General features: G+C 31.7%; 19 protein-coding genes. 8 read left to right on the top strand and 11 right to left on the bottom strand.

Annotation, left to right across the window (positions count from 1 at the left end; translation table 11 throughout):
• Positions 1-15: 15 nt before the first annotated feature.
• The 8 genes from NST64_RS09060 to kapB form a co-directional block, all read right to left on the bottom strand.
• Positions 16-372: a Na+/H+ antiporter subunit G1 gene (locus tag NST64_RS09060; protein ID WP_002448137.1), complete on the bottom strand. Its 357-nt coding sequence runs from the start codon at positions 370-372 to the stop codon at positions 16-18.
• Positions 350-640, bottom strand: a complete 291-nt coding sequence (locus NST64_RS09055) for a Na(+)/H(+) antiporter subunit F1 (protein WP_049418696.1) — start codon at positions 638-640, stop codon at positions 350-352. Before NST64_RS09055 ends, NST64_RS09060 begins: the two co-directional genes overlap by 23 nt.
• Positions 640-1,119 carry a Na+/H+ antiporter subunit E gene (locus NST64_RS09050; RefSeq protein WP_002448220.1) on the bottom strand — a complete coding sequence of 160 codons (480 nt, stop codon included), beginning with the start codon at positions 1,117-1,119 and terminating at the stop codon, positions 640-642. The genes NST64_RS09055 and NST64_RS09050 overlap by 1 nt, the downstream gene beginning before the upstream one ends.
• Positions 1,119-2,618, bottom strand: a complete 1,500-nt coding sequence (locus tag NST64_RS09045; RefSeq protein ID WP_002448100.1) for a Na+/H+ antiporter subunit D — start codon at positions 2,616-2,618, stop codon at positions 1,119-1,121. The genes NST64_RS09050 and NST64_RS09045 overlap by 1 nt, the downstream gene beginning before the upstream one ends.
• Positions 2,605-2,952, bottom strand: a complete 348-nt coding sequence (gene mnhC1, locus NST64_RS09040; RefSeq protein WP_002448250.1) for a Na+/H+ antiporter Mnh1 subunit C — start codon at positions 2,950-2,952, stop codon at positions 2,605-2,607. Before mnhC1 ends, NST64_RS09045 begins: the two co-directional genes overlap by 14 nt.
• Complete coding sequence (locus NST64_RS09035; protein WP_049418698.1) at positions 2,952-3,380, bottom strand: Na(+)/H(+) antiporter subunit B; 429 nt, start codon at positions 3,378-3,380, stop codon at positions 2,952-2,954. The genes mnhC1 and NST64_RS09035 overlap by 1 nt, the downstream gene beginning before the upstream one ends.
• A complete protein-coding gene (locus tag NST64_RS09030) occupies positions 3,373-5,775 on the bottom strand; it encodes a Na+/H+ antiporter subunit A (RefSeq protein WP_002448157.1) in 2,403 nt (800 codons plus the stop codon). The genes NST64_RS09035 and NST64_RS09030 overlap by 8 nt, the downstream gene beginning before the upstream one ends.
• 132 nt (positions 5,776-5,907) lie before the next feature.
• On the bottom strand, positions 5,908-6,288 hold the full coding sequence (gene kapB / locus NST64_RS09025; protein WP_049418701.1) for a sporulation phosphorelay system protein KapB: 381 nt from the start codon (positions 6,286-6,288) through the stop codon (positions 5,908-5,910).
• Between the two features lie 68 nt (positions 6,289-6,356).
• On the opposite strand from kapB, the gene NST64_RS09020 reads away from it, so the two are divergent.
• The 5 genes from NST64_RS09020 to NST64_RS09000 all read left to right on the top strand — a co-directional run bounded on the left by NST64_RS09020 (position 6,357) and on the right by NST64_RS09000 (position 11,675).
• Complete coding sequence (locus NST64_RS09020; RefSeq protein ID WP_002448216.1) at positions 6,357-6,959, top strand: peptidylprolyl isomerase; 603 nt, start codon at positions 6,357-6,359, stop codon at positions 6,957-6,959.
• Positions 6,960-7,183: 224 nt separating this feature from the next.
• Positions 7,184-7,567 carry a S1 domain-containing post-transcriptional regulator Ygs gene (ygs, locus tag NST64_RS09015; protein WP_002448094.1) on the top strand — a complete coding sequence of 128 codons (384 nt, stop codon included), beginning with the start codon at positions 7,184-7,186 and terminating at the stop codon, positions 7,565-7,567.
• Between the two features lie 174 nt (positions 7,568-7,741).
• On the top strand, positions 7,742-8,869 hold the full coding sequence (locus tag NST64_RS09010; protein ID WP_002488325.1) for an NADH-dependent flavin oxidoreductase: 1,128 nt from the start codon (positions 7,742-7,744) through the stop codon (positions 8,867-8,869).
• Positions 8,870-9,137: 268 nt separating this feature from the next.
• A complete protein-coding gene (locus NST64_RS09005) occupies positions 9,138-10,328 on the top strand; it encodes an ornithine--oxo-acid transaminase (protein WP_002488339.1) in 1,191 nt (396 codons plus the stop codon).
• Between the two features lie 102 nt (positions 10,329-10,430).
• The gene (locus NST64_RS09000; protein WP_002488318.1) at positions 10,431-11,675 is read left to right on the top strand and encodes a Glu/Leu/Phe/Val family dehydrogenase; all 1,245 of its coding nucleotides are present in this window, start codon (positions 10,431-10,433) and stop codon (positions 11,673-11,675) included.
• Positions 11,676-11,751: 76 nt separating this feature from the next.
• On the opposite strand, the gene NST64_RS08995 is transcribed toward NST64_RS09000, so the two are convergent.
• From NST64_RS08995 to NST64_RS08985, 3 genes are all read right to left on the bottom strand, one after another.
• On the bottom strand, positions 11,752-12,765 hold the full coding sequence (locus NST64_RS08995) for a glycerophosphodiester phosphodiesterase (RefSeq protein WP_002488352.1): 1,014 nt from the start codon (positions 12,763-12,765) through the stop codon (positions 11,752-11,754).
• A gap of 467 nt (positions 12,766-13,232) precedes the next feature.
• Positions 13,233-14,612, bottom strand: a complete 1,380-nt coding sequence (gene argH / locus NST64_RS08990; protein ID WP_049418703.1) for an argininosuccinate lyase — start codon at positions 14,610-14,612, stop codon at positions 13,233-13,235.
• Complete coding sequence (locus NST64_RS08985; RefSeq protein ID WP_002455539.1) at positions 14,605-15,807, bottom strand: argininosuccinate synthase; 1,203 nt, start codon at positions 15,805-15,807, stop codon at positions 14,605-14,607. Before NST64_RS08985 ends, argH begins: the two co-directional genes overlap by 8 nt.
• A gap of 327 nt (positions 15,808-16,134) precedes the next feature.
• On the opposite strand from NST64_RS08985, the gene NST64_RS08980 reads away from it, so the two are divergent.
• The 3 genes from NST64_RS08980 (at position 16,135) to lepB (ending at position 18,938) form a co-directional block, all read left to right on the top strand.
• Positions 16,135-17,466: a glucose-6-phosphate isomerase gene (locus NST64_RS08980; RefSeq protein ID WP_002448167.1), complete on the top strand. Its 1,332-nt coding sequence runs from the start codon at positions 16,135-16,137 to the stop codon at positions 17,464-17,466.
• A gap of 367 nt (positions 17,467-17,833) precedes the next feature.
• Complete coding sequence (locus NST64_RS08975; RefSeq protein ID WP_037555865.1) at positions 17,834-18,409, top strand: TVP38/TMEM64 family protein; 576 nt, start codon at positions 17,834-17,836, stop codon at positions 18,407-18,409.
• A gap of 4 nt (positions 18,410-18,413) precedes the next feature.
• A complete protein-coding gene (gene lepB / locus NST64_RS08970; protein ID WP_002448253.1) occupies positions 18,414-18,938 on the top strand; it encodes a signal peptidase I in 525 nt (174 codons plus the stop codon).
• Positions 18,939-18,952: the final 14 nt, after the last annotated feature.

Raw genomic sequence — 18,952 nt, 5'->3', positions numbered from 1 at the left:
TCGATTTTTATCAAATTATATTTTTTTATTATTAAATTCATCTTTAAGTTCATCAATTTTTGTATCTTTAGTATAAGGCGTTTTATTATTATATGATGCTTTCATCATTAAATGACTAGAAAGAGGGCCAGTAATTAAAATGAAAATAATGCCGAATATCAGTTGCATATTGGCGTATCCTTCTGTTCCAATAAAATATAAAAACGTTCCAAATAATAAAAATATAGCACCTAATGTTGCAGATTTACCTGCAGCATGACCGCGTGAATAGACATCTTTTAAACGAATAATACCAATAGCAGTAATTGCACTGATCAATGCACCTAAGATAATGAAAATGATGGCTAAACTAATGACGATTTTTGCTATCACGTTCAATCACCTTACCTTTATCTATAAATTTAGAGAATACTGCTGTACCTAAGAAAGCTAAAATACCAATAAGTAAAATAACTACAAGTAAGTATTGTGAGCCGATAAACACACTATATAATGCAACACACGCCATCAATTGTAAGCCAATAGCGTCTAATGCAAGGACGCGATCAGGTAAAGTGGGACCTTTAATAATACGAATAAACATTGCTAGCATCGATAATGCTACGACAATTAAAGCAATAATAATAATTGTTTTTACCATTAAGCTTCGCCCACCTCTCTCACTACTTTTTCAAGTGATGATTTAATACTTTCAACTTCTTCTTCTTTCGTACTAAAATCAATTGAGTGAATGTATATTTTAGTTCTATCATCACTAATACCTAAAACGACAGTTCCTGGTGTTAAAGTGATTAAATTAGATAATAAAACAATTTGCCAATCATGTTTTAAATCTGTGTGATAAATAAAGAAGCCAGGTTGATTTTTAAGTCTTGGCTGTAACACAATTTTGGATACATCAATATTGGCTTTCATTAATTCTATAAAAAAGACAACAATCAATTTAATGACTTTATAAACTCTTTTTAAATAAAAACTACCAGGCAATACTTTTTTAAATAAGTAAACAAGCCCAATTCCTATTAAAAATCCTAGTAAAAAGTTATTAAATGTATAACTGCCACTTAAAAACATCCATATAATAGCTAATATAATATTTAACACAAATTGAAGAGCCATTAGTATCTACCTCCTAATACACTTTTAATATAAACATTAGGATCATAGAAAGATTTAGCAGCTTCTGATATAAATGGATAAAGTGCATCAGCAGATAAACCAAATAGTACAGTAATGACAACGGCAATGACTGAAACGATTGTAGCTTGTTTTACATTTACTTTGTTATTCATTTTATATCCCTTAGGTTCACCAAAGAAACCATGTAGGAAAATACGAATCACAGAATAGAGTACGATTAAACTTGAAAGTAATACGATAATTGCACTGATATAAAATCCTTTTTCAAAAGCGGCTTTTACAATAAAGTATTTTCCATAAAATCCACTAAATGGGGGAATACCAGCCAAGCTTAAAGCTGCAATAAAGAAAGACCAACCAAGTATAGGATATGTCTTAATTAAACCACCAAATGACTTAAGATTTGATGTTTTGGTAATTTGATACATGACACCAATAATTAAGAAAAGTGCAGTCTTAACTAACATATCGTGAATGGTGTAATATATAGCACCCATAATTCCTAATTTACTCATCATAGCAACACCAACGAGTATAACACCTACTGCAATCATAATATTATATAAAATAATTTTTTTAATATCATAATAAGCAATGGCACCAATGGATCCAAATATAATCGTTAATAGGGCTAAGAATAAAATAGTATAGTGAGAAAAACTCATTGTGTTATGGAAGAAAAGACTAAGTGTTCTTAAAATAGCATAGACGCCAACTTTAGTTAATAAAGCACCGAAGAATGCAATGATAGCAAAAGGTGGCGCATAGTATGATCCAGGTAACCAAACATATAATGGAAAGACACCAGCTTTAGTTGCAAACACAAAGATGAACAAAATAAAGACAATACTTAATAATCCTTGATGTGAATGAGATAATTCATTAAGTTTTACGCTAATGTCAGCCATATTTAAAGTGCCGACAATTGAATATAAGATACCAACAGCAATAACGAAAAATGTCGATGTTACAACATTAATCAGTAAATATTTTACTGTTTCTTGAAGTTGAATACGTGTGCCACCTAATACAAGCAATGCATAAGATGACATTAAAAAGACTTCAAAAAATACGAAAAGGTTAAAAATATCTCCAGTAGTGAAAGCACCAATAATACCCACTAACATAAAGACGATTGAAAAATGAAAATAATAACGCTCTCTATCGATTCCGGCAGTTGAAAAAGAATAGATCGTAATGAGCAGAGTAATGATAATACTCGTTACAATCAACATTGCCCCTAACGTATCTAATAAAAAGATAATACCATATGGGGCTGGCCAAGAACCTAATTCTACTTTAAGAGGACCAAATTTACTAACATTAATTAAATTAACCATCGCTACAATCAAAGTTAAAACTAAACCTATCAATGTAACCGCACGCTTTAATGGATAGCGTTGTCCTAAAAAGATAAGAATAATAGCGGTAATAATTGGTATAACTAATGTAAGAACAACCATATTAGTTGCTATCATCACTAGGCACTCCTTTCATTTGTTCTATGTTGTCTGTGCCTAATTCTTTATACGTTCTAAAAGCTAAGACTAAGAAAAAAGCAGTAGTTGCAAATGCAATAACAATTGCAGTAAGTATTAATGCATGAGGGATTGGATCTACATAGTGATGAATATCTTTTTCATATATTGGCATTTCACCATGTTTCAATCCTCCCATAGTAATTAAAAATAAATTTGATGCATGTGTAATCAGCGTAGTTCCCATAATAATACGTATTAAACTTTTAGATAAAACGAGATAGACACTGATTGATGTAAGTATGCCACATACAATAATCATAATAATTTCCACTATTCGTTCTCTCCAATCGTTATAATAATAGTCATTACTGTACCAATTACTGCACACATAACGCCAAAGTCGAAGAACATTGGTGTATTCATATGAACAGGGTGTAGAAGTGGTAATGGAATATTAAATTCTGTATGTGTAAAGAAACTTTTTCCGTAAAACCAACTTGCTATAGGCGTACTTACACAGAATAATAAACCAATACCAATTAAGATTTTAAAATCCCAAGGAAAGATTTTACGCATCGTTTTTATATCAAATGCAATCATAATAATGGTTAAAGCGGTTGATAGAAGCAATCCACCAACAAATCCTCCACCTGGTGTGTAATGTCCTGCTAAAAATAAAGTAATACCAAAAAGAGCAATTAAGAAAGCAATAATTACAGCTGAATACTGAAACATTAAATTGTTATTTTGTCTATTCATTACTTTCCACCTCACTTGTTTTGTTACGTTTACTTCGTAATTTAATCATCGTGTAAACTGCAAGACCTGCAATACCTAATACAGAAGATTCAAATAAGGTATCCATACCACGGAAGTCTACGAGAATAACGTTAACCATATTTTTACCATGTGCTAAGTCATAAACATGTGCTTTGTAATACTCTCCGATAGAAGAAAAATGTCTATTACCATAAGCGATAAGACCTAACATTGTCACTGCCAAACCAACACCAATAGAGATGATAGCATTCGTTAATTTAAATGATGTTTTTTCATTATAGCGATTTAAGTTAGGCAAGTGATAGAAACATAATAGAAATAGACCCGTTGAGATAGACTCAACAACAAATTGTGTTAAAGCTAAATCAGGTGCCTTAAAGAAAACAAATAAAACCGATACTGCATAGCCAACAACACTAAGCATAATAATACTAAATAAACGAGATGTTGCTGTAACAACTAAGAACGCTGAGATAGTAAGTATTATGATAATAATCATTTCATAGATGTGAATTGTATTTATATTTTTAAAATTAAAGCTAAACGGTACACTCACTAATGTGATAAGTGTTAACACAATTAATGTACCAAAAATAAAGACTAAACTGTCACGTACATACCCATTAACATAATAATTAGTTAGAGAAGCGGAATGATTTGGTAACCATTTGCCAGTAGTATCATACCAATAATTTAATTTTAAGTTGTCTGGTTGTGCTTTTAATAAACGAATCCAGTAATTGAACGTAAATAATAAGATAATACCTACAATCCAAATCGTTAAAGTAGAGATGAACGCAGGAGTAATACCATGGAACATATGGAATTCTGCATGTACTGTTGACATTCCACTTATGGCTTTAGTAGCTGGTTCGATTATAGAATGTGTTAATAGTCCAGGGAATAGTCCAAAAACAACAACTAGCGTTGCTAGAATTGCTGGTGAAATTAACATTAATAATGATGCTTCATGTGCTTTCTTAGGTAATAAATCAGAATGATATTTACCAAAGAATACATGTAGTACGAATTTAATTGAATATACAAATGTAAATATACTACCTACAATCGCTAAAATTGGAAAAATAATACCTAGAGTATTTAAACTAAATAGAGATGCGTGTGTAGCTTCTATCATAGCCTCTAAGAATTTTTCTTTTGATAAGAAACCATTAAATGGTGGCACACCTGCCATACTTAATGCTGTAATTACAGTAAGAGTAAAAGAAATTGGCATGATAGTAAGTAAACCGCCCAATTTTTTTACATCACGTGTGCCTGTCACATGATCAATGGCACCTGTAATCATAAATAATGCGCCCTTAAAGGTAGCATGGTTAATTAAGTGGAAAGCAGCTGCTATAAAACCAGCGATATATAATTGACTTTCACTACCTTCAAAATGATAACTTATAGCTCCAATACCTAGCATAGACATAATCATTCCCAATTGTGAAACTGTAGAAAACGCTAGAATACCTTTCAAATCTTGTTGTTTCGTTGCATTTAATGAAGCCCAAAATAGTGTGATTAAGCCTACTAAAGTAATAGTCCATATCCATCCTTCTGATACCGCGAATAATGGGGTTAAACGTGCAACAAGATATAACCCTGCTTTAACCATCGTGGCTGAATGTAAATATGCACTGACAGGAGTAGGTGCCTCCATTGCATCAGGTAACCAAATGTAAAATGGCACTTGTGCAGATTTTGTGAAAGCTGCTAACATAATTAAAACCATTGCAAGTGTAAAGAAAGAACTGTCTTGTATTTGAGATACATGATGGATTAAATAATGTAGACTTAATGATTGTCCTGCAAGTGAAATTAAGATTAATCCACCAAGTAAACTAAGTCCTCCAAATACAGTAATAATCAGTGACTTTTGTGCTCCATATATAGAAGCTTTCTTTTCTCTCCAAAAAGAAATGAGTAAAAAACTTGAGAATGAAGTTAATTCCCAGAATAGATATAAGATAATGACGTTATCTGAGAGGACGACGCCTAACATTGCACCCATAAACAGTAATAAATAACAGTAAAAATTCCCTAATCGTTCAGATTTATCTAAATAACCGATTGAATAAAGAACTACTAAACTTCCAATGCCAGTTATAAGCAAACTAAAGAGTATACTTAAGCCATCAAGATAAATATCAAAATTCATACCAATATGTGGCATCCAATTGAAAGTTTTTATTACTGTATTACCTGACTGAGTAGTTGAAATATAAGTTAAAAAATAAATAAATAAGACAACAGGAACAGGTAATACAAACCACCCTAAATGAATCTTTTTAAAGAAACGATAAAGGATTGGAATAATGAGTGCGAATATTAACGGTAAAAGTACCGCAATATGTATCAAACTCACTATATTTTCCTCCTTCAAAAATTGTTATAAATTTTATTATACATGAATCAATTTATTCTGAAAAACTGTGAAAAGATGTAAAGTCAGCAATTTTACTTATCTTGTTAAATAGGAAGAAAGACGTAAAATGGACTAGAAAAAATTTTGTTTATATTGGATAGAATAGTCTTTTTTTAGACTGTTTAAATTGTCTAATGCCAATTTTGCGTATTCTGTGTGTTGTTGTTTTAATTCGTTTTCCATTTTAGTAATCGCTTGTTGTAAAGAATCTTCATATTTCATCTCTTCTACATTAAAATCTCTCAATTGTGAACGTGTTGCATAACGTTTTTCATAATGGCTTAAAGCACGTCTTTCATGAAAAAAAACACCTTTAGTTTCACCAGGATGATGTAAATCTCCTTGTTTAGGATGTTTAATGACTTGTTCAATTTGTACTAAAACTTGATGATCGCTATCTTCTTTAATCGTTACACCATAAGTACCTGTTTTGTGAGAGAATCGATATAACATGCTATATTACTTCCTTTCAAATATGTTAATATGTATCTATATCATCATAACATGAATGGAGAATTTAAATGACTAACTATCCACAGCTAAATAAAGAAATACAAGATAATGAAATTAAAGTAATTATGCATACAAATAAAGGAGATATGACATTTAAGCTGTTTCCTGAGATTGCTCCAAAAACAGTTGAAAATTTTGTGACACATGCAAAAAATGGATATTATGACGGCATTACATTCCATCGTGTCATTAATGATTTTATGATTCAAGGTGGAGACCCTACTGCTACTGGTATGGGAGGAGAAAGTATTTATGGAGGTTCATTTGAGGATGAGTTTTCATTAAAAGCATTTAATTTATACGGTGCACTTTCAATGGCAAATGCCGGTCCAAATACAAATGGTTCACAATTCTTTGTCGTTCAAATGAAAGAAGTACCAGATACAATGCTTAATCAGCTTGTTGATGGCGGTTGGCCTGAACCAATTGCTAAAGCTTATGCAGACAAAGGTGGAACACCTTGGTTAGATCAAAAACATACTGTGTTTGGTCAATTAATCGACGGTGAAACTACATTAGAAGATATTGCAAATACTAAAGTAGGGGCACAAGATAAGCCTGTACATGATGTTGTTATTGAATCTATTGATGTAGAAGACCAAAAAGCTTAATTCGTCAATGAAATATCATTAAATAAAAAAGTGAGCGTAAACTGTTTTAAATAAGACATTTACGCTCACTTTTTTTATTAAAAACGAACTTTTTAATGTAAATTTACGAAGAAGAAATATAAATTTCTAAAGAAATTAATTTTTTATTAGTTTATCGTTAGTCCAAGTATGGGATTTATGCTATTATTAATATGTTAAGAAAAACGAAATAAGGGGTTATCAAGTTGAATACTCACTATAAAGAAGGTCAGCATATTAAAGTGCGTGTGACTGGAATTCAACCGTATGGCGCTTTTGTTGAGACCCCTGACCATACTGAAGGACTTATCCATATTTCAGAGATTATGGATGATTATGTCCATAATCTAAAAAAATTTCTATCAGAAGGTCAAATTGTAAAAGCTAAAATTCTTTCTATAGACGATGAAGGAAAGCTTAATTTGTCACTTAAAGATAATGATTACTTTAAGAATTATGAACGAAAAAAAGAAAAACAGTCTGTATTAGATGAAATTAGAGAGACAGAAAAGTATGGGTTTCAAACGCTTGAAGAACGCCTACCGGTCTGGATTAAGCAGTCTAAACGTGCAATTCGTAATAATAATTGAATGACTGTCAACACGCCAAAACGTTACTTTTTTAAGTAACGTTTTTTATTATGTCAATATATTGTTAAATATAAAAAGATGATTAATGCATATAAGCATAAAAGTAGAGACGTAAAAATGTTCATGTTATAGTTTGAAAATAAAAAAACTAAAAGATTTAGAAAGGAATTACTTATGAATAATAAATATAAAAAATTATTTGAAACTGTTACATTACCAAACGGTGTATCATTAAGAAATCGCTTTGTACTTGCACCTTTAACACATACATCATCAAATGATGATGGTACCATTTCAGATGTCGAAATTTCTTACATTGAGAAACGTGCCAAAGATGTAGGTCTTGCAATTAATGCTGCAAGTAATGTAAATGATATTGGTAAAGCCTTCCCAGGCCAACCCTCTGTCGCACACGATTCAGATATCCAAGGTTTAAAACGCTTAGCGACAGCAATGAAGAAAAATGGCGCAAAAGCATTAGTCCAAATTCATCATGGTGGTGCACAAGCTTTACCTGAATTGACTCCTAATGGAGATGTTGTGGCACCAAGTCCCGTTTCAATGAAAAGTTTTGGTCAACAACAGGAACATCATGCGAGAGAAATCACTACTGAAGAAATCGAACAAACAATTAAAGATTTCGGTGAAGCTACACGCCGTGCCATTGAAGCTGGGTTTGACGGCGTAGAAATACATGGAGCGAACCATTACTTAATTCATCAATTCTTCTCTCCATACTATAATCGTCGTGAAGATGAATGGGGAGACCATTTAAAATTCCCACTTGCAGTGATTGATGAAGTATTAAAAGTTAAGGAAACTTATGCAAATAAAGATTTTATTGTAGGTTATAGATTATCACCAGAAGAAGCAGAATCGCCTGGTATTTCAATGGAACACACAGAAAAATTAATTAAAACAATTACGAAAAAAGCGATTGATTATGTTCATATTTCAATTATGGATATTCATTCACAAACACGTGAGGGTAAATATGAAGGAGAAGAACGTCTAAAACTTATCCATCAATGGGTAGATGGACGTATACCAGTTATTGGTATAGGTTCTGTATTTAGTGCTGATGATGCTTTAGATGCAGTAGAATCGACAGGTATTGAACTCGTAGCATTAGGTCGTGGCATTCTTCTAGATTATAACTTTGTCAATAAAATTGAAGAGGGTAAAGAAGAGGAAATCATCTCATACTTTGATCCAAATCGTGAAGATAAACATGCGTTACCACCAAATTTATGGGAACAATTTAATAAAGGATTTTATCCGTTACCTCGTAAAGATAAATAATTAATAAAATATGAAATAGTTTGGTAGTGAGACAGAATTCATTATGAATTTTGTCTACTACCTTTTTTTATTAAGAGAAAAAAGTTTATATCAAAATTTTAGATAATAGAAATAATTTACTTGTAAAATGTCAAGGGGATATGTCATTATGTTTGTAAGGGCTTTCATTTATGGAGTTAGAGAGAATTTAATATTTTAAAATAGAGTTTCGAAAGCCAGTAAATATAGTGATTAGTTTTAATATAACAATAAGCAAAGGGGAGATATTATGACTAAATCTGAAAAAATTATTGAACTAACAAACCATTACGGTGCTCATAACTATGTGCCGCTACCAATTGTTGTTTCAGAAGCAGAGGGAATTTGGGTTACTGATCCAGAAGGTAATAAATATATAGATATGTTATCGGCATATTCAGCAGTTAACCAAGGTCATCGTCATCCAAAAATTATTCAAGCATTAAAACATCAAGCTGATAGAGTGACACTTGTCTCTCGTGCTTTTCATAGTGATAACTTAGGGGAATGGTACGAAAAAATTTGTAAATTAGCTGGTAAAGATAAAGCACTACCAATGAATACAGGTGCTGAAGCAGTTGAAACAGCATTAAAAGCTGCGCGTCGTTGGGCCTATGACGTTAAAGGTATTGAACCAAATCAAGCTGAGATTATTGCATTTAATGGGAACTTCCATGGTCGTACAATGGCCCCTGTGTCTTTATCATCCGAAGCTGAGTATCAACGTGGATATGGTCCTTTACTAGAGGGTTTTCGTAAAGTTGACTTTGGTAATGAAGCACAATTAAAAGAAGCAATTAATGAAAATACAGCAGCTGTTTTAGTTGAACCTATTCAAGGCGAAGCAGGTATTAATATTCCTCCAGAAGGTTATTTGAAAACCATTAGAGATTTATGTGATGAACATAATATTTTGTTTATCGCTGATGAAATTCAAGCTGGATTAGGACGAACTGGAAAATTATTTGCATGTGATTGGGATAATGTTAAGCCAGATGTATATATTTTGGGGAAAGCACTTGGTGGAGGCGTCTTACCAATTTCAGTTGTATTAGCAGATAATGAGGTGCTTGATGTATTTACACCTGGTTCTCATGGTTCTACTTTTGGTGGCAATCCGCTTGCTTGTGCAGTGTCAATTGCGGCTTTAGATGTCATTATTGATGAAAATTTACCAGAACATTCAAATGAACTAGGTGAATATTTTAAAACAGAATTACAAAAGATTAATCACCCTGCAATTAAAGAAGTTCGTGGACGCGGGTTATTCATTGGTATGGAATTACACGAAAGTGCAAGACCATTTTGTGAAGCGTTGAAAGAAAAAGGTTTAATATGTAAAGAAACCCATGATACAGTAATTCGTTTTGCACCACCTTTGATTATTACTAAAGAAGAAATAGATGAAGCATTAAATCGAATTAGAAGTGTATTTGAGTAAATAGACGTAATAGGGCATGATTTAATTTCTTTAAAAAGTATAGGCGTGTTACAATACTTATGAAAGCGAAAACATTTGTGAAAAAAAGAGGCGAAAGTGATTATGACTGAGAATAATAATTTAGTGACTTCTACACAAAACATCATTAAAGAAGCATTGCATAAATTGGGATTTGATGATGGTATGTATGATTTAATTAAAGAACCATTAAGATTCTTGCAAGTACGTATTCCAGTACGTATGGACGATGGTACAGTTAAAACATTTACTGGATATCGCGCACAACATAATGACGCTGTAGGACCTACTAAAGGTGGCGTTCGTTTCCATCCTGATGTAGATGAAGAAGAAGTCAAAGCTTTATCAATGTGGATGACCTTAAAATGTGGCATTGTCAACTTACCTTATGGTGGAGGTAAAGGTGGTATTGTATGTGATCCACGTCAAATGAGTATTCATGAAGTAGAACGTTTATCACGAGGATATGTACGTGCGATTTCTCAATTTGTAGGACCAACTAAAGATATTCCTGCTCCAGATGTGTTTACAAATTCTCAAATTATGGCTTGGATGATGGATGAATATAGTGCTTTAGATAAGTTTAATTCTCCAGGTTTTATTACTGGTAAGCCAATTGTCTTAGGTGGCTCACAAGGACGTGATCGTTCTACTGCTCTTGGCGTAGTGATTGCTATTGAACAAGCTGCTAAGCGTAGAGGAAAAGAAATTAAAGGGTCACGTATTGTGATTCAAGGCTTTGGGAACGCTGGAAGTTTCTTAGCTAAATTTTTAAATGATATGGGCGCTAAAGTAGTTGGAATTTCAGACGCGTATGGTGCATTACATGATCCTAATGGCTTAGATATCGATTACTTACTAGATCGTCGTGATAGCTTTGGTACTGTAACTAACTTATTTGAAGATACAATTTCAAATAAAGAATTATTCGAACTTGATTGTGATATTTTAGTACCGGCTGCAATTTCAAATCAAATCACAGAAGATAATGCACACGATATTAAAGCTGATATTGTTGTGGAAGCGGCAAATGGACCAACTACTCCAGAAGCTACACGTATTTTAACTGAACGTGATATTTTACTTGTACCAGATGTATTAGCAAGTGCAGGTGGCGTGACAGTATCTTATTTTGAATGGGTACAAAATAACCAAGGTTATTACTGGTCAGAAGATGAAGTAAATGAAAAATTACGGGAAAAATTAATCGAGGCTTTTGATACTATTTATGAATTAGCACAAAATAGAAAAATTGATATGAGATTGGCAGCTTATATCGTAGGAATTAAACGGACCGCTGAAGCAGCACGTTATCGTGGATGGGCGTAAATATAACTATTAAAAATGAACCTCTCAATGATGAGAAATATATTACTCGTCATTGAGAGGTTTTTAATTAATAAAATTACTCGTTTGGAATGGTAGCTTTATATTTATCAGCAAAATTTGTAAATAGACCGTCAACACCATATTGGTTTAAACGTTGCATATCTGTAGTTTTATCTACTGTATAAGGATGAATTAGGAAACCTAAATCTTTTAAATGCTTAGTGTTTTCAGCGTTTAAACTAGTATAATCTGGGCCGACACCTATAGCATATGAGCGAATATGTTTTAAATCCGCTTCACTTTGTTGTTGCAATTCATTTTTATCAAGTAATTGAATCAATGGTACGCTTGAATCTAATTGGTGCATTTTTTGTAAACTTTCTTCTGAGAAAGATTGAATTAATATATGTCCATGATTTAAAGAGTTACCAGTTAACATGTGATGTTTTTTTAACGTTTCAAGTAGTTGTTCTTCCATACCTGGATATACATTAGGATTTTTAGTTTCAATATAATAATTAGCCTTTGTACCGTATCGAGATAAAATTTCATCTAGAGTAGGGACTTTAGCATTTTTATATTCTGGTTTCGCATATTCAGGGTGAGCATTGTTAAACCATGACCCAGCATCTAGTTGTTTAAGTTGTGCGAGTGTATAGTCTTCGACACGACCTGTACCGTTTGTTGTACGATCAACGGTTTCGTCATGCATTGCTACAAGTTGTCCATCTTTCGTACGTTGTAAGTCTAATTCAATATACGACGCCCCTAACTCATTATGACTTTTATCATATGCATGAAACGTATGTTCCGGCACATAGCCACTTGCACCTCTATGAGCGATAGTCGTAAAACGTTCGCCAGTTAAGTTGGTCATCCAATTCGAATGATCTTGATTACGATGTTTACTAATCGCTACTGACGTATATTTATTTTGTGATTGATTAAACTGTTGATGTGCTGCAGCAGAATTAGAAGCATTGCTATGGTTGTTATGATTATTATTTGCTTCTACTGGGTTATATAATGTTACTAAACCGATAGTGGCTATTGCTAAACTAGATATCATTGCTTTTTTAGAAACCTTCAAAAAAACTCATTCTCTCAATTCAATTTAAAAATACATTAAAACTTTAGCAAAGAGAAGAAGTTTTTAGAATAATTTTTTCAAAATTTTAGCAAAACTATTAATTTATTAACAATAAATATAGAGAAAGTTAAAATAATTAAATTAAATTAAAAATGAGTCTCGCCCAATTACTTTGTATGTATATGTAATTTTACAGTGAAATATTTAAAAAAATAAGGCACTTTCGTATAATTTAATAAACAACACTAAACTAAATTAACGAAGTACCTTATGTATAAAAATTCTAACATGACTTAACTGACTCTACGAAAGGAAACTTCAGTACTTATTCTCACAAATGATGTGATCTTCACAAAATCAAACCCCTTCTTATAAAACGATTAAGCGATTTAGAGTTAATCCTCAAATAGATGCTTTATTAGAATCTTTATTTATTCGATTTCATAGTCATTTAATAATAGTATTCATTATTGTTTTAAAATATTTTCTGCAACGTTCAATTGATGACGCACAGCATCTTGGCCTGTAGAACCATAACTTTTTCTTCTATTTAAACAATTTTCTGGTTTTAAGTAATCATATACATCTTCTTCGATTTTATCATTTAATTCTTGATAACGTTCAAATGGTACATCTAATAAATAGATGCCTTGTTGAATACATTCAAAGACAATTTTTCCTACAATTTCATGTGCTGTTCTAAACGGTACATTTTTATCTACTAAATAATCTGCAAGTTCTGTTGCGTTAGAGAAATCTTGATGCACTGTTTCATTTAAACGATTTGTATTAACCGTTAACGTATTAAGCATGCCCTCAAAAATACGTAAAGAACCTTTAATTGTACGAACAGAATCAAATAAACCTTCTTTATCCTCTTGTAAGTCTTTATTATATGCAAGAGGCAAGCCTTTCAATGTGACAAGCATACTCATTAAATGTCCTGTCGTACGTCCAACTTTACCACGAATGAGTTCAGCCATATCTGGATTTTTCTTTTGAGGCATAATAGATGAACCAGTAGAAAATGCATCAGATAGTGTAATAAATTTCGCTTCATCCGTAGACCAAAAAATAATTTCTTCTGCAAAACGTGATAGGTGAGTCATTGTTAATGATATATTATGCAATGTTTCAATAATGTAATCACGATCACTCACTGCATCAAGACTATTTTCATAAATATATTCAAAACCAAGTAATTCTTGAGTTTCATGTCTATCGATAGGATGTGTAGTGCCACTCAATGCTGCAGCGCCAAGAGGAGATATATCAATACGTTTTAAACTATCTGCAAAACGTGTATAGTCTCTTTCCAACATCCAAAAATATGTCATGATGTGATGAGCGAAAGAAATAGGTTGAGCACGTTGTAAGTGCGTATAACCTGGCATAATCGTTTCTACGTGAGATTTTGCTAGAGTTAAAATAGACTCTTGGAATGAACGAATAAGTGCTTGAATCTCAATGACCTGTTTTTTTACATAGAGATGTAAGTCTGTTGCTACTTGATCATTTCTGCTACGACCTGTGTGTAACTTGCCACCTGGATCTCCAATGCGTTGTATCAGTTCGTGTTCGATATTTAAATGTATATCTTCTAAAGCATGTTTAAATTCAATATTATGGTTATGAAAATCTGTCTGTATATCTTTCAAACCTTTTACGATGGCATTTTTTTCTTCTTCAGAAATAATGTTTTGGTGTGCAAGCATTGTTGCATGTGCAATACTACCTTGAATATCCTCATCTAAAAGCGTTTGGTCAAAGTCAATAGAAGCATTAAACGCATCTACCCACTCTTCAGGTTGTTGTTGAAAACGACCTCCCCATGCTTTATTACTCATTACTATAACCTCCATGTAAATAAGCATTTACTTGTGTTGGTAGTCCATAAATATCAATAAAGCCGACTGCAGCTGATTGATCAAAAGCATCTTCTTTAGTATAAGTTGCTAACTTTTCATCATAAAGTGTATAAGGCGATTTTCTACCATTAACAATAGCATTACCTTTAAATAATTTAACTCTAACATCTCCTTCAACATAGTGTTGAGTGCTATCGATGAATTGCTTTAGACTGTCTGTTAAAGGTGAGAACCATAAACCATTATATGTTTGTTCAGCAAATTGTTTTTCAATGACTGGTTTAAAATGCGCCACATCTTTAGTTAATGTTAATGTTTCTAAAGCTTTATGAGCTTTTAATATAACTTCAGCACCTGGCGTTTCATATACTTCACGTGATTTTATACCAACTAAACGATTCTCTACGTGATCGATACGTCCGATACCATGTTTACCAGCTAAATCATTTAATGTTAGAATTAGCTGATCTAAATCATAGTCTTTATGGTTAAGTTGAACAGGAACACCATTTTTAAATGATAAGATAATTTCATCTGGTGTATCTGGTGTATCCTCTAATTCAGCAGTTAAATCATATGCATCTTTCGGTGGAGCAGCATAGGGATCTTCTAAAATACCACATTCATTTGCACGACCCCATAAATTTTGATCGATTGAATAAGGTGAATCATGATTAATACTTACAGGAATACCATGTTTGATTGCATAGTCGATTTCTTCTTCACGACTCCAGCCCCACTCTCTAACAGGAGCAAATGTTTTCAAATTAGGGTTAAGTGCTTTAATTGCTACTTCAAAACGTACTTGATCATTACCTTTACCAGTACAACCATGTGCAATACCGATTGACTTTGTTTGTTCAGCAATTTCTACTAATTTCTTCGCTATTAACGGTCTTGAAAGCGCAGATACTAAAGGATAACTGTTTTCATACATTAAATTTCCTTTTATTGCATAACTTACATAATCTTCACTAAATTCCTTAGTTGCATCAATAATATGACATTCGACGGCGCCCATGTCTAATGCTTTAGAATAAACAACATCTAAATCTTTACCTTCGCCAACATCTAAACATACTGCTACTACGTCGTACCCTTTATCTATAAGCCATTTAACAGCTACACTAGTATCTAATCCACCTGAATAAGCTAAAACAATTTTATCTTTCATATTGTCACCTCAAAATTTTTCTGAAAATTAATATAATTCTATACTAACAGATTGTTTTTGAAAATAAAACCATTTTTTTACATATTTATGCAAAATAAAGATAATTGGAATAGTATTAATCATCTATTGTTATTTCTATATTCATTGAATATTACTACAACTAAAGAGTTGATTGCTATTTCAATTGTGTATTCATTACAAAGTAAAGTAATTCAATGATTCTAAAAAAAAAACAGACTATTTTTTGAATAATTGAACTTGTTCATTGAATAGATAATTTAAAGTTAGTAAAATGAAACTAATTCATAAACATTGGAGGATCTATAAATGACTCATATTCAATTAGATTATGGCAAAACGTTAGAATTTTTTGGTCAACATGAACTTGATCAACAAAAAGATATTGTAAAAACAATTCATAAAACGATTCATGAAGGTACGGGTGCTGGAAGCGACTTTTTAGGTTGGGTAAATTTACCTGAAGATTATGATAAAGAAGAGTTTTCTAGAATTCAAAAAGCAGCGAAACATATTCAATCGAATTCAGATGTATTGGTAGTTATCGGAATTGGCGGTTCATATTTAGGTGCACGTGCTGCAATTGAAATGCTTACTTCATCTTTCCGTAACAATACAGAATATCCTGAAATTGTATTTGTAGGAAATCACTTATCTTCAAGTTATACACAAGAATTAGTGAATTACTTGTCTGATAAAGACTTTTCAGTAAATGTGATTTCTAAATCAGGAACAACGACTGAGCCTGCTGTAGCATTTAGATTGTTTAAACAATTAGTTGAAGAAAAATATGGTAAAGATGAAGCAAAAAAACGTATCTTTGCTACAACTGATAAAGCAAAAGGTGCATTGAAACAATTAGCAGATAATGAAAGTTATGAAACATTTGTTGTACCTGATGATGTAGGTGGTCGTTATTCAGTATTAACTGCGGTAGGATTATTACCAATTGCAACTGCAGGTATTGATATTGAAGCAATTATGAATGGAGCAAATAAAGCTCGTAAAGAACTATCATCTGAAAATTTAGAAGAGAATATTGCATATCAATATGCAACAATTCGAAATGTTCTTTATAATAAAGGTTATACAACTGAGATGTTAATTAACTACGAACCATCTATGCAGTACTTTAATGAATGGTGGAAACAGTTATACGGTGAATCTGAAGGTAAAGACTTTAAAGGTATTTATCCTTCAAGCGCAAACTATACTACTGATTTACATTCATTAGGTCAGTATGTTCAAGAAGGACGCCGTTTCTTATTTGAAACTGTTGTAAAAGTAAATCAACCTAAACATGATATTACAATTGAAAAAGATGATGACGATTTAGATGGCTTAAATTATTTAGCTGGAAAAACAATCGATGAAGTTAATACAAAAGCATTTGAAGGTACATTATTAGCTCATACTGATGGTGGCGTTCCTAATATCGTTGTGAATATCCCACGTTTAGATGAAGAAACATTCGGTTATGTCGTTTACTTCTTTGAATTAGCTTGTGCGATGAGTGGCTATCAATTAGGTGTTAATCCATTTAACCAACCTGGCGTAGAAGCTTATAAACAAAATATGTTTGCTTTACTTGGTAAACCAGGTTATGAGGATAAGAAAAAAGAATTAGAAGAACGTTTATAATATCAACATAAATTTAAATAAAATAATCATTTAAAGCCTAGGACACGATGAGCTGTCTTAGGCATTTTTAATATATTGGCAGTCAATGACTCAATTGAATATATACTTATATCAATCTTTTTTAGCATATAGACTTTCATAAAAAGAAGTTTTTGTTTAACGTAAGATGGGGTCAAGAGAAAAGGATTGAATTCGTTGTGAATTCAGTCTCATTCTTTTTTAAAAGATTAATATGACTAATGTTAAATCTGTTATCTAGTACTTGTGACTGATTTCTTAGTGAATTAATAGTTTTTTTAAGAAAAGAGTGTAAAATAATTTTATACTCAATAGAGAATGATGAAATTTCAAGAAAGGATTTGATGATATAGTGTTTCATCAAATTGAACATTGGTTTAATGTGTTACAACAATTAGGATACTTTGCAGGTTTTATTATTCTCTATTTAAGAGCTATAATTCCTGTTTTTCCTTTAACTCTCTATGTCATCTTAAATGTTCATATTTATGGTTTTATTACAGGAACTATTATTAGTTGGTTAGGGATCGTCGCTGGAACATTTACTGTATTTTATTTTTGTAGGAAATTCGTTGATACATCTTTTATGCAAAGAGTTAAAGCAAAAAAAGGTGTGAAAAAACTCACACATTTTATAGATAAACAAGGACTTGTTCCTATTTTTATATTAATGTGTTTTCCATTTACACCTAATACAGTAGTGAACTTTGTAGCTAGTTTTTCTCATATTAAAATGAAGAATTATTTTATTATTTTATTATTTTCAAAGCTTATTTCCATATCATTTTTAGCGGTGATGGGTAGAGAAGTGACTACATTTTTAACTCATCCTATAAGAGCAATTATTTTAATTATTGTTACTATAGTCATATGGTTTATTGGAAAAAGAGTTGAAAAACATTTTATGGGAACACATGAGGAGTGACATTTTGCGTCGAATTATAAGTACAAGTATATCCATTATTTTAGCAATTATTTTCGTGATGTTTATTCAAATTTTTTTACTAAGAAGCGCAATTGTTCATACTAATGAAATGGCCCCCACTCTAAATAAAAATGATTATATAATGATTAATAAATTGAAAGTGACATTTAATTTATTAAATGAAGGGGATATTATTATGTATCGGCATCATAATCAAATTCATTTTAGCCGTATTATTGGGAAAGCAGGCGAATCGATAGAAATAAGGCATGGTAAATTATATAAAGATGATAGACAAGTGAATAAATATTATGCTAAAAATAGAGATATTAATGATTTCGCATTACGAGATTTAGAAAATACTGATGGGGATATTATTCCACCTGACTCATTTTTAGTGTTGAATGATCATAGTAATACATTAACTGATTCGAGAAGATATGGATTAATTAAAAAAAGTGATGTTATAGGAAATGTATGTCTAAGATATTATCCTTTTAGATCATTCAACTATGAGTTTAATAAATAGATGAGGTGTTATAT

The sequence above is a fragment of the Staphylococcus sp. FSL W8-1268 genome, from assembly GCF_038003965.1.
In the GTDB taxonomy this organism is placed as follows: domain Bacteria; phylum Bacillota; class Bacilli; order Staphylococcales; family Staphylococcaceae; genus Staphylococcus; species Staphylococcus hominis.
This window is presented reverse-complemented; position numbering and strand designations above follow the sequence as displayed.

What these genes read in the sequence shown, in the direction of transcription:
- NST64_RS09055 (WP_049418696.1), bottom strand. Translation starts at nt 640, where the DNA reads ATGGTAAAAACAATTATTATTATTGCTTTAATTGTCGTAGCATTATCG.
- NST64_RS09050 (WP_002448220.1), bottom strand. Translation starts at nt 1,119, where the DNA reads ATGGCTCTTCAATTTGTGTTAAATATTATATTAGCTATTATATGGATG.
- NST64_RS09045 (WP_002448100.1), bottom strand. Translation starts at nt 2,618, where the DNA reads ATGATAGCAACTAATATGGTTGTTCTTACATTAGTTATACCAATTATT.
- NST64_RS09035 (WP_049418698.1), bottom strand. Translation starts at nt 3,380, where the DNA reads ATGAATAGACAAAATAACAATTTAATGTTTCAGTATTCAGCTGTAATT.
- kapB (WP_049418701.1), bottom strand. Translation starts at nt 6,288, where the DNA reads ATGTTATATCGATTCTCTCACAAAACAGGTACTTATGGTGTAACGATT.
- NST64_RS09020 (WP_002448216.1), top strand. Translation starts at nt 6,357, where the DNA reads ATGACTAACTATCCACAGCTAAATAAAGAAATACAAGATAATGAAATT.
- NST64_RS09010 (WP_002488325.1), top strand. Translation starts at nt 7,742, where the DNA reads ATGAATAATAAATATAAAAAATTATTTGAAACTGTTACATTACCAAAC.
- NST64_RS09005 (WP_002488339.1), top strand. Translation starts at nt 9,138, where the DNA reads ATGACTAAATCTGAAAAAATTATTGAACTAACAAACCATTACGGTGCT.
- NST64_RS09000 (WP_002488318.1), top strand. Translation starts at nt 10,431, where the DNA reads ATGACTGAGAATAATAATTTAGTGACTTCTACACAAAACATCATTAAA.
- argH (WP_049418703.1), bottom strand. Translation starts at nt 14,612, where the DNA reads ATGAGTAATAAAGCATGGGGAGGTCGTTTTCAACAACAACCTGAAGAG.
- NST64_RS08985 (WP_002455539.1), bottom strand. Translation starts at nt 15,807, where the DNA reads ATGAAAGATAAAATTGTTTTAGCTTATTCAGGTGGATTAGATACTAGT.
- NST64_RS08980 (WP_002448167.1), top strand. Translation starts at nt 16,135, where the DNA reads ATGACTCATATTCAATTAGATTATGGCAAAACGTTAGAATTTTTTGGT.